12 protein-coding genes are annotated in these 10,353 nt (G+C 63.2%); 9 read left to right on the top strand and 3 right to left on the bottom strand.

Translation table 11 applies throughout. The features are described from left to right. The first annotated feature begins 26 nt into the window (after positions 1-26). From EOD15_RS20120 to EOD15_RS20110, 3 genes are read left to right on the top strand one after another with little or no spacing between them, the layout of a single operon-like run. A complete protein-coding gene (locus EOD15_RS20120; RefSeq protein WP_127321488.1) occupies positions 27-830 on the top strand; it encodes an FCD domain-containing protein in 804 nt (267 codons plus the stop codon). 19 nt (positions 831-849) lie between these two features. Then, positions 850-1,986 carry an alpha-hydroxy acid oxidase gene (locus EOD15_RS20115; protein ID WP_127321489.1) on the top strand — a complete coding sequence of 379 codons (1,137 nt, stop codon included), beginning with the start codon at positions 850-852 and terminating at the stop codon, positions 1,984-1,986. Between the two features lie 35 nt (positions 1,987-2,021). After that, complete coding sequence (locus EOD15_RS20110; RefSeq protein ID WP_127321490.1) at positions 2,022-2,795, top strand: metallophosphoesterase; 774 nt, start codon at positions 2,022-2,024, stop codon at positions 2,793-2,795. A 39-nt stretch (positions 2,796-2,834) separates the two neighbouring features. On the opposite strand, the gene EOD15_RS37250 is transcribed toward EOD15_RS20110, so the two are convergent. Next, positions 2,835-2,966, bottom strand: coding sequence for a hypothetical protein (locus tag EOD15_RS37250; protein ID WP_013893872.1), 132 nt, complete (start codon positions 2,964-2,966; stop codon positions 2,835-2,837). A gap of 263 nt (positions 2,967-3,229) precedes the next feature. After that, positions 3,230-3,958: a type 1 glutamine amidotransferase gene (locus EOD15_RS20100; RefSeq protein ID WP_127321491.1), complete on the bottom strand. Its 729-nt coding sequence runs from the start codon at positions 3,956-3,958 to the stop codon at positions 3,230-3,232. Between the two features lie 87 nt (positions 3,959-4,045). Here EOD15_RS20100 and EOD15_RS20095 point away from each other — a divergent pair, with 87 nt between their 5' ends. The 5 genes from EOD15_RS20095 (at position 4,046) to EOD15_RS37355 (ending at position 8,589) form a co-directional block, all read left to right on the top strand. Next, a complete protein-coding gene (locus EOD15_RS20095) occupies positions 4,046-4,693 on the top strand; it encodes a hypothetical protein (protein ID WP_127321492.1) in 648 nt (215 codons plus the stop codon). Positions 4,694-4,724: 31 nt separating this feature from the next. Further along, complete coding sequence (locus EOD15_RS20090; RefSeq protein ID WP_127321493.1) at positions 4,725-5,459, top strand: 16S rRNA (uracil(1498)-N(3))-methyltransferase; 735 nt, start codon at positions 4,725-4,727, stop codon at positions 5,457-5,459. A gap of 144 nt (positions 5,460-5,603) precedes the next feature. After that, complete coding sequence (locus tag EOD15_RS20085; RefSeq protein ID WP_127408760.1) at positions 5,604-6,977, top strand: glutamate--cysteine ligase; 1,374 nt, start codon at positions 5,604-5,606, stop codon at positions 6,975-6,977. 100 nt (positions 6,978-7,077) lie between these two features. Further along, a complete protein-coding gene (locus tag EOD15_RS20080; RefSeq protein WP_127322315.1) occupies positions 7,078-8,121 on the top strand; it encodes a DUF937 domain-containing protein in 1,044 nt (347 codons plus the stop codon). A gap of 9 nt (positions 8,122-8,130) precedes the next feature. Further along, positions 8,131-8,589 (top strand): type II toxin-antitoxin system HicB family antitoxin, encoded by a 459-nt coding sequence (locus EOD15_RS37355; RefSeq protein ID WP_348629429.1) that lies wholly within the window; start codon positions 8,131-8,133, stop codon positions 8,587-8,589. A 145-nt stretch (positions 8,590-8,734) separates the two neighbouring features. Here EOD15_RS37355 and EOD15_RS20065 read toward each other — a convergent pair whose 3' ends face one another. Further along, positions 8,735-9,025 carry a DUF1127 domain-containing protein gene (locus tag EOD15_RS20065; protein ID WP_023809037.1) on the bottom strand — a complete coding sequence of 97 codons (291 nt, stop codon included), beginning with the start codon at positions 9,023-9,025 and terminating at the stop codon, positions 8,735-8,737. Between the two features lie 177 nt (positions 9,026-9,202). Here EOD15_RS20065 and EOD15_RS20060 point away from each other — a divergent pair, with 177 nt between their 5' ends. Beyond that, complete coding sequence (locus EOD15_RS20060; RefSeq protein WP_127322317.1) at positions 9,203-10,159, top strand: LysR substrate-binding domain-containing protein; 957 nt, start codon at positions 9,203-9,205, stop codon at positions 10,157-10,159. Positions 10,160-10,353: the final 194 nt, after the last annotated feature.

Raw genomic sequence — 10,353 nt, 5'->3', positions numbered from 1 at the left:
CACCGGTTCACCTTCCAGGCATTCTGTTGAGCGACATTTTTTCCAGGATCGAGCATTCGCGCACCGCCGACGAGGTGGTGCAGCAGATCGAGAGCCTCATCCTCGAAGGCGTGCTGCGCACCGGCGACCGGCTGCCGGGCGAGCGCGAGCTTGCACGCCAGTTCGACGTATCCCGGCCGATCCTGCGTGATGCACTGAAATCACTGGAAGGACGCGGCCTTTTGACGACAAGGCCCGGCGGCGGCACCCATATCGCCGATGTCATCGGCCAGCTCTTCACCAAACCGGTGACGGACCTGATCTCGATGCACCGCAAGGCAGTGACCGATTATCTGGAATATCGCCGCGAGATCGAAGGGGTCGCGGCTGAATACGCGGCACGGCGCGCCACTGCCGACGACATGGCGCTGCTCGACAAGATCATGGCACGTATGGACGATGCGCACCGGACCGGCGACTTCGACGACGAGGCCGAGATCGATGTCGAGTTTCACCACGCGATCTGCGAGTGCGCGCACAACATCATCCTTTTGCACACGTTGCGCTCCTGTTACCGGCTGTTGTCGGAGGGCGTGTTCCAGAACCGGCTGCTGGTGTTCAGCGTGCCCGGCGCGCGCGACGCCCTGCTCGCGCAGCACCGCGCGATCCATGCGGCGGTGAAGGCCGGCGATCCGGATGCCGCCCGGCAAGCGGCGATGGACCACATCACCTATGTCGAACGGTCGATGGCGGAGGCCGAGCGCAGCGGCGACTGGCAGCGCGTCTCGCGACTGAGGCTGAAGCAGCGGGTCGACGCCACCGATACAGAACCAGCACGCAAACGCTCCTAGCTATCGAAACGGAAAGCCCATGAGCCAGATCCTGACCATCGCCGACCTCAAGGACCTCGCCCGCCGGCGCGTGCCGAAGATGTTCTTCGACTATGCCGATTCCGGTTCGTGGACCGAAAGCACGTATCGGGCCAACGAAGAGGATTTCCAGAAGATCAAGTTCCGCCAGCGCGTGCTCGTCGATATGGACAACCGTTCGCTGGCATCGACGATGATCGGCGAAAAAGTGTCGATGCCGGTGGCATTGGCGCCAACCGGCATGACCGGCATGCAGCACGCCAATGGCGAGATGCTGGCGGCGCAGGCGGCGGAGGAATTCGGCGTGCCGTTTACCTTGTCGACGATGAGCATCTGCTCCATCGAGGATGTCGCCTCGGTAACCACGAAGCCGTTCTGGTTTCAGCTCTATGTGCTGCGTGACAAGGATTTCGTGCTCAACCTGATCGACAGGGCAAAGGCGGCGAAATGCTCGGCGCTCGTGCTGACGCTCGACCTGCAGATTCTCGGTCAGCGCCACAAGGACATCCGCAACGGGCTTTCCGCACCACCCAAGCTGACGCTGACGAACATCGTCGACATGGCCATTCGCCCGCACTGGTGCGCCGCCATGGCCGGCACGAAGCGGCGGACCTTCCGCAACATTGTCGGCCACGCCAAGGGCGTCGGCAACATGGCCTCGCTGGCATCCTGGACGACGGAGCAGTTCGACCCGCATCTGTCGTGGAAGGACGTCGCCTGGATCAAGGAGCGCTGGGGCGGCAAGCTGATCCTCAAGGGCATTCTCGACAAGGAGGACGCGCTGATGGCGGCCAAGACCGGCGCCGACGCGATCATCGTTTCCAACCATGGCGGGCGCCAGCTCGATGGTGCGTCGTCGTCGATCGGCGTGCTGGAAGAGATTGCCGACGCGGTTGGCGACACGATCGAAGTGCATATGGATGGCGGCATCCGCTCCGGCCAGGATGTCCTGAAGGCGCTTTGCCTAGGTGCCAAGGGAACCTATATCGGCCGGCCATTTCTTTACGGCCTGGGGGCGCTTGGCAAGGAAGGGGTTACCAAGGCGTTGGAAATCATCCGCAAGGAGATGGACATTACGCTGGCCCTGTGCGGAAAGCGTCTGGTCACCGACATGGGCAAGGACCAGCTCCGGCGCTAAGCCCGTGACCGCGCGACCACGGAGACACCGAAAAATTGGCAGAACCCGGCATCCATTTTCTCGACGCGCATGGGCCGGAAGGTGTGCGTCTTTACGCGATCGGCGACGTCCACGGCCGGCTCGACCTGCTGGCCGCCATGCATCGGCGCATCAGGGCCGAGATCGAGCAGGAGGCGCCTGCCGACTGGCGCGTCATCCATCTGGGCGACTATGTCGACCGCGGGCCGGACTCGAAGGGCGTCATCGATTTCCTGATCGAAGCGCAAGAGCGCGACCCTCGTCACCTGATGCTGGCCGGCAACCACGACATCGGCTTTCTCGATTTTCTCAAGACCCCTGACCCGGAAGGACTTTTCATCCGGTTCGGCGGCATCCAGACGGCACAGTCTTACGGCGTGGCGATCAGTGAAGGCACCAGCGTGTGGTTCGGCAAGGCCGAATCGGCCGTGCGCAAAGGACATCAGGCCCTGGTCGAGGCCGTGCCGCAAAGCCACATCGACTTCCTGCGATCGCTGCCGTTCTCCGTGACTTTCGGGGACTTCTTCTTCTGCCATGCCGGCATCAGGCCGGGTATTCCTCTGGAGAAGCAAAGCCCGCAGGATCTGATCTGGATCCGCGACGCCTTTCACAACCACCCCGACCTCTATCCGAAGATCGTGGTGCATGGCCACACGCCCGTGCCGGAGGCGGAAGTGATGGCCAACCGCGTCAATGTCGACACGCTTGCCTGGCAATCAGGCATGCTGAGCGCGCTCGTCGTCGACGGCGCGGACAAACGCATCCTGACAATGACGATCAAGGAAGCTTGAGCGTCGCGCGTCGGAGGACGCGAAAGACGCTTCCTGCCTTTAGCGCAGCGAGGCGGTGACGCCGTAACCGTCGACGGCGTTGTGGTTGTTGGCTGCGTCGGCGGCATAGATGCCGAGACCGCACAGCACGATGGCGGACAACATGGCAAAGGACAGAAGCGCTGCTTTCACGGAGGTCATCTCTTGTTGAGCTTTCTGCATCTGTGCACCAGGCGGTTACCAATGCGTTGAAACGGAGAATTCGCTTCAAAGTTTCGACGATTTTGCGCTTCTAGGCATGTTCTGTATCAACGGTGTGTCGCGCGGGTCACACAAAAAGTTCATAGCCGTTGCACAGAAGATGCAGAGCGCGCGCCTTCTAGGATGGCGGGCGGACATAAGCCAAGAATGAAACGGTTTTCCCCAGGCGGTTTCACCGCCGCGTGCCAATTATGTCACGCTGCAGGGTACGGAGAGACCAACACTCGGATGGTCGCTACCCAGGCACGGGCAATGGCGAGGCCAGCGGCATCCGCATCGGGCCCGTTGCGGGCCATTTCGCCATCGAGCTTGCCGGCCCAGTCGGGATGGCGCGCGGCAATGGTCGGGGCAAACGACGTGCTCCAGCCCTCGACCATCGGCCGGTCGGCCTCGAAATGGAACTGGAAGCCGTAGACGGCGCGGCCGACGCGAAATGCCTGGTTCTCGGCGACATCGTTGCCGGCAAGCCGCACGGCGGCCTCAGGCAGCACGAAGGTGTCGTCATGCCACTGGAAGATCGGGAATTTCTCCGGCAACGCGCCCAGCACCGGATCGCCCTTGGCGTCCGCCGTCAGCGACACGCCGTGCCAGCCGAACTCATTGGCGCCCCCGATGCGGTTTTCGCCGCCGAAGGCACGGGCGACGAGTTGGCTGCCAAGGCAGATGCCGAGCACGGCGCGATCCTTGTCGGCAAAGTCGCGGGTCAGTTCGAGCAGTGCCGGGAAATAGGGGTACTCATCGTCGGCCAGCGCGTTCTGGCCGCCGCCGAGCACGATCATGGCATCATGCCCGGCCGCGTCATCCGGCAGGGGATCGCCTTTGTAGGGGAGACGCAGGTCCAGATCGGCGCCCGCTTCCGCAAGTGCTGCGCCGACTTGGCCGAGGCCGGTATTGTCGTAGTTTTGGACCACCAGCACCCGCATCACAAAACCCTGCTGACATGAAAAGATGCGAGGAGCGATATCATGCCGCTCGCATTGCAGCCAAGATGCGTGTCCGGAGAGAAAACTATGCCACTGCAGAACCGGGTCGATCCGTTCGGTACCATCCACGCTGTGCCTGATCGCGGCATGTTTACCGGCAATCGCGGCATTATCCACGACCCCGAGACGAAGACGCTCAAGAAGAAGCGCTGGGCGCTTCAAGCCTGGATCGTCTGCGTCTGCCAATTCCGAAATGTGCGGCGCGAACCGATGGGCCGCAACCGGAAGGGCGGCAAAGCGGGCTGGACAGAACTGTTCTTCCTCGACGAGGTGACGGCATTGGCGGCCGGGCATCGCCCCTGCTTCTTTTGCCAGCGCGAACGGGCCAGGGATTTCGTCGGCCGCTTCGGCGACGCGTTCGGCATTGCCGAACCGCGCGCGCCGATGGTCGACAAGCGGCTGCACAAGGAGCGGCTGGCCTCGGGCGGCAGGCCGCCAGGGATTGCTGTTGAAGACCTTGCCGGCCTGCCGGACGGCGCCATGGTTGCGGATGGTCGCACTGTTTATGCCCTGCGTAGGGGCAAGACGCTGCGCTGGTCGTTTGCGGGATATGGCCCACCCGCAGATTTCGGCCTGCTCAAAGGCAGGACGCTGTCGCTGCTGACGCCGGCCACGACGCTCGCCGTGCTGCGGCATGGCTTTCGGCCGGTGTGGCATCCTACCGCCGAGGCTTGACGCCGGCGGCCGGCTCGCTCATTCCTCGGCGATGCGCGCCAATTACAAGATGCAACGTCTGTTCGTGCCCGACGATCTCGCGCCGGATGTCGAGTTCGACGCTGGCCAACCGCAGAGCCACTATCTCCTGCATGTGCTGCGGCTTGGCGAAGGCGCCGAAATCCTGGTGTTCAATGGCCGCGACGGGGAGTGGTCAGCGGCCATATCAGCGAAGACGAAAAGGGCGGTGCGGCTGAAGGTGTCAGCGCTGCAGCGGCCGCAGCCGCCGCTGCCTGATCTCGTCTACTGCTTTGCGCCACTGAAGCAGGGCCGGCTCGACTATCTCGTGCAGAAGGCGGTCGAGATGGGCGCCGGCATCCTGCAGCCGGTCATCACCCAGCACACGCAAGTGGCCAAGCCGTCGATCGATCGCCTGCGCGCCAATGTCGTCGAAGCCGCCGAACAATGCGGCATCCTGGCGGTGCCTCAGGTGCGCGAAGCCGAAAAATTCGACCGCCTGCTGACCGGTTGGGACACAGAGCGACGGCTGATCTTCTGCGATGAGGATGCTTCGACCAACAATCCGCTGGCCGCGCTGCAGGCGGTCAAGGAAAAGAAGCTTGGGCTGCTGGTCGGGCCGGAGGGCGGTTTTTCCGACGACGAGCGCAAGATGCTGCGCGCCCTGCCCTTCGTCACCGCCATTCCGCTCGGCCCGCGTATCCTGCGCGCCGACACCGCGGCGGTGGCCGCGCTCGCGGTGATGCAGGCAACTGTCGGAGACTGGTGAGACGTCATCCCTTGCAAGGGATGCAGAGTTCCAGCAACGTTCAATTCCTGTTGACCTGTGGCTCAGGATTTTTCGCTTGATCGTCTGCTGACATTTCGTCCATTTACCGCCGGCGGTCATCCGGCCGCCTCTGAGGGTACCATCATGGCGCGCGATACGACCGATTTCCGCCCGATCGAAGGTGTCGACGAACTCGTCGAGCATCTGGCCGAAGGCAACAAGCCGCGCGACAAATGGCGCATCGGCACCGAGCACGAGAAATTCCCCTTCTATGTCGACGGCAATGCACCGGTCCCCTATGGCGGCGAGCGCGGCATCCGCGCCATTCTCGAAGGCATGCAGTCAAAGCTCGGCTGGGATCCGATCGTCGATGACGGCCGCATCATCGGCCTGGTCGAGCCGACCGGTCAGGGTGCGATTTCGCTGGAACCCGGCGGCCAGTTCGAGCTTTCCGGCGCACCGCTGGAAACGATCCACCAGACCTGCCGCGAGGGCAACGCCCATCTGGCGCAGGTGCGCGAGATCGCCGAGCCGATGGGCATCCGTTTCCTCGGCCTCGGCGGCAGCCCGAAATGGTCGCTGGCCGAGACGCCGAAAATGCCGAAATCGCGCTATGAGATCATGACGCGCTACATGCCCAAGGTCGGCACCAAGGGCCTCGACATGATGTACCGCACGTGCACGATCCAGGTGAATCTCGACTTCGAGAGCGAAGCCGACATGCGCCGCAAGATGCAGGTGTCGTTGAAGCTGCAGCCGCTGTCGACGGCATTGTTCGCCAATTCGCCTTTCACCGAAAGCCACCCGAACGGCTTGCAGAGCTGGCGCGGCGATATCTGGCGCGACACCGACAACCAGCGCTCGGGCCTGCTCGAATTCTGCTTCTCGCCCGATTTCGGTTTCGCCGACTATGTCGAATGGGCGCTCGACGTGCCGATGTATTTCGTCATCCGCGACGGCCGCTACCACGACATGACGCACGTCACCTTCCGTCAGTTCATGGCCGGTGCCGCGCGCAATGAGGTGCCGGACGGGCTGCCGACAATGGGCGACTGGGCGAACCATCTGTCGACGCTGTTCCCGGACGTGCGGCTGAAGCGCTTCCTTGAGATGCGCGGCGCCGATGGCGGGCCATGGCGGCGCATCTGCGCGCTGCCGGCCTTCTGGGTCGGATTGCTTTATGATGAGGCCGCACTCGACGCCGCCGAGGCGCTGACGTCGAGCTGGACGTATGAAGAAACGCTGGCGATGCGCAACGCCGTGCCGGAACAAGGCATTTCCGCACCGTTCCGCAACACCACGCTGCGCGAGATCGCGCGTGACGTGATGGTCATTTCCCGCATGGGCCTGAAGAACCGTGGCAAGAAGAACCGCGACGGCTATGACGAGACCTCGTTCCTCAACACGCTCGACGAGGTGGTGGCGCGCGGCACCACCAGCGCCGAGGAGATGCTGTCGGCCTACCACACGCGCTGGGGTGGCTCGATCGAGCCGGTTTTCATGGAATACGCCTATTAACCCTCGGATCTGGCAAAGCTGACCGGCTGGCAAAAGTCGCTTCAATCGGAAGTGGAAACAAACTAGGCTTCTTCGGCGAGGATTTCCGGAGGAGAGACCAATGCCTTCCTTGTTCGACATGCTGACACAGGCCCAGAACGGCAACGGCATGCAGGCGCTTGCCCAGCAATACGGGCTTTCGATGCAGCAGACGCAAGCCGCGGTTGCCGCATTGCTGCCGGCCTTTTCGCAGGGGCTGCAGCGCAACACAGCCGACCCTTACGGGCTCGGCGCCTTCATGACGGCGATGGCCAGCGGCCAGCACGCCAAGTATTTCGAGGACGCAACCCGGGCCTTCTCGCCGCAAGGCGTCGATGAGGGCAACGGCATTCTCGGGCACCTGTTCGGCTCGAAAGACCTGTCTCGCGCCGTGGCCAGCCAGGCGGCGCAAGCCAGCGGCGTCAATCAGCAGATCCTGCAGCAGATGCTGCCGGCGATCGCCTCGATGGTCATGGGCGGGCTGTTCAAGCAGACGACAAATCAGATGCAGGCCGCCGGCGGTTTTGGCGGCGGCGGCAACAATCCGCTGGGCGAGATCATCGAGCAGATGATGCGGCAAGGCGGCGGCATGCAGGCCCCGGCGCCGCAGCCGCGCCAGGCGCCGGCACCCCAGAACCCGATGGACAACCCGCTCGGCAAGGTATTGCAGGACATGTTCGGCGGCGGTGCGCCTCAGCCACAGCCGCAAAGCCAGCCGCAGCCGCAGCCCAATCCCTACGGCGAAAATCCACTTGGCAAGGTGCTGCAGGACATGTTCGGCGGTGGCGCGCCTCAGCCGCAGCCGCAAGGGCGGGCGCAGCCGCAGCAGACACAAAGCCCCTACGGAGACAATCCGCTGGGGAAAATCTTCGAGGAGATGCTGCGGCAAGGTGGCGGTGGCTTAGGCGGCATCCCTGGCGGACAGCCGGCGCCGCAACAGCCTCAAGCGCCCCCACAGCAGCGTCAGGCACCGCAGCCACAGGCCGATCCGAGCGGCAGGCCGAAAAATCCGTTCGACGACCTGTTCGGCAAGATGTTCGAGACCGGCGCCCAGCAGCGTGACGACTACCAGAAGGGAGTCGAGACGATCTTCGACCAGTTCAAGCGGGATATGGACCGACGGTAGGCGACATCCGTGGGTAAGAGACTGGAGCAGATGCGCCGCAATCCGCGCGGCGACTGGTCGATAGCCGATGTGAAGGCGGTTTGTGACGAAGCTGGTGTCCAATGCGTGCCGCCAAGGTCAGGCGGTTCACACTACAAGGTCTATCATTCGGCAATGACCGATATTTTGACTGTGCCTTTCAAACACCCGATCAAACCCGTATATTCCGAAAGCTCGTGGCATTTATCGACGAGGCAAAGAGACATGATGGACAGACTTGAATATCCGGTCGTCATTGCGCCACTTTCTGCAGAGGATGGAGGCGGTTTTTCGGCTTTGGTGCCTGATCTGCCAGGTTGCGTGAGTGATGGCGACACTCCTGAAGAGGCCATCGCTAATGTCCAAGACGCCATAGCATCTTGGATAGAGGCCGCGCATGAGCTCGGCAGATCGATACCAAGGCCATCGCGAAAGCTGGCATTCGCCTGACAGCCAAAGGAAGAGCCCGGTCCTGGGAGGACCGGGCAGAGTGCAGGCGGGCCGGGGGGATCCGGCAGGGAGTGGGAGCCTGCATACTCGTCAGTCGCGTCGAACCCCGAAAAGGTTCGCGGCAACCCAAACAACAAGCATCAGATCAGGCCACCTTGCGGGCGATGTCCTCGATCGTCTCGACGCGATCGCTGGCGATTTCGCGCAGCATCGCCGTCGGGTCGCGGCCAAACGGCACGTCGATGGCGACGTGCAGGTCGGCGCGCGTCAGGCCGATATCGGCGAGTTCGGCGTCCGACATCTCGCCAAGACGGTAGAAGGCGCGGCGGTTTTTCCAAGCGCGGTAGACGTTGGAGACGGTGTTGGCCACGCGCGTCGCAACGGCCGGACGCGAGGTGATGCGCGAGGTCTCGGTGGCGAAATCGAACGTGGTCATGTCGGTCTCCTTCAGACTCGAACGGGCAAAACCAGGCGATCGGCGCTGGCGACAGCGGCCGTTCCGGCTTCGATTCACATGCCTTCATGTGGACAATGCCAATTTGCCATCGGCCGATTGATTAATCCAACGAATGTTTCTAATCTTTACCATCAACACCAGTGATGGATCATGTCGATGAAATCGCCGCTCGATCTCGATCAGTTGCAGACCTTCATCTCGATCGCCGATACCGGCAGCTTCACCAGGGCGGCCGAAGAGGTGCACCGGACCCAGTCGGCGGTGTCGATGCAGATGCGCCGGCTGGAGGAGCGGCTCGGCAAGCCGCTGTTCGAAAAGGACGGGCGCACCAACAGGCTGACCGAGGAAGGCGACAAGCTGCTTTCCTATGCGCGGCGGCTGCTCTATCTCAACCGTGAGACGCTGGCTGCCTTCGACGACCGGCGGCTCGAAGGCACGATCCGCATCGGCACGCCCGACGACTATGCCGACCGTTTCCTGCCCGAGATCATGGCGCGGTTCACGCGCTCCAATCCGCGCGTCGAACTGACCGTCATCTGCGAGCCGACACCGGGGCTGGTCGAGCATATCAAGCGCGGCAATCTCGACCTCGCGCTGGTGACTCACAACGACGTACGCGGCCAGTCGGAGGTGGTGCGGCGCGAACCGCTGCTGTGGGTCACCTCGGCCAACCATGCGACGCATGAGCAGGAAACGCTGCCGATGGCCTTCGGCCGGCCGAACTGCATCTGGCGGCGCGCCGCCGTCGATGTGCTCGACCAGCAGAATCGCGACTATCGCATCCTGTTCACCAGTTTCTCTGCCACCGTCATCACCGCCGCGGTGCTTTCGGGCCTCGCGATCTCGGTGCTGCCGGAATGCGCGCTGCGGCCCGGCATGCGGGTGCTGAGCGAAGCCGACGGCTTCGGCGCCCTGCCCGATTGCCGCATCGGCATCATGCGCGGCCAGACGTCGCGGCCGGAGATCGTCGATGCGCTCGCCCGCCATATTTCGGAAAGCCTGGACAACATCTCCGTGCCGGTCGGTGAAGACCCCGGGACATTCGATTTCGCGACGCTCGCCTTCACCAAGCTGCGGCGAACCAAGCCGAACCAGATCCTGCCCGGCTGGTAGGCAGGGCCAGGTATGCGGGTTATGAACGGCTGGCCCGACGCAACCGCCTTGACGCGGGCGCCCAACCGTTCCCCAATCGACCGATGAGCGAAGCAGCATCCGAATCACGCACCAACGCCGCCGAATACACGGTGAGCGAGATTTCCGGCGCGCTGAAGCGCACGGTCGAGGACGTTTTCGGCAATGTGCGGGTG

Origin of the sequence: Mesorhizobium sp. M7A.T.Ca.US.000.02.2.1 (assembly GCF_003996995.1) — a bacterium.
GTDB lineage: Bacteria > Pseudomonadota > Alphaproteobacteria > Rhizobiales > Rhizobiaceae > Mesorhizobium.
This window is presented reverse-complemented; position numbering and strand designations above follow the sequence as displayed.

Bases quoted from the DNA above. Each gene is read 5' to 3' on its own strand.
- EOD15_RS20060 (WP_127322317.1), top strand. From the start codon at position 9,203: ATGAAATCGCCGCTCGATCTCGATCAGTTGCAGACCTTCATCTCGATC.
- EOD15_RS20090 (WP_127321493.1), top strand. From the start codon at position 4,725: ATGCGCGCCAATTACAAGATGCAACGTCTGTTCGTGCCCGACGATCTC.
- EOD15_RS20115 (WP_127321489.1), top strand. From the start codon at position 850: ATGAGCCAGATCCTGACCATCGCCGACCTCAAGGACCTCGCCCGCCGG.
- EOD15_RS20095 (WP_127321492.1), top strand. From the start codon at position 4,046: ATGCCACTGCAGAACCGGGTCGATCCGTTCGGTACCATCCACGCTGTG.
- EOD15_RS20100 (WP_127321491.1), bottom strand. From the start codon at position 3,958: ATGCGGGTGCTGGTGGTCCAAAACTACGACAATACCGGCCTCGGCCAA.
- EOD15_RS20085 (WP_127408760.1), top strand. From the start codon at position 5,604: ATGGCGCGCGATACGACCGATTTCCGCCCGATCGAAGGTGTCGACGAA.
- EOD15_RS20080 (WP_127322315.1), top strand. From the start codon at position 7,078: ATGCCTTCCTTGTTCGACATGCTGACACAGGCCCAGAACGGCAACGGC.
- EOD15_RS20065 (WP_023809037.1), bottom strand. From the start codon at position 9,025: ATGACCACGTTCGATTTCGCCACCGAGACCTCGCGCATCACCTCGCGT.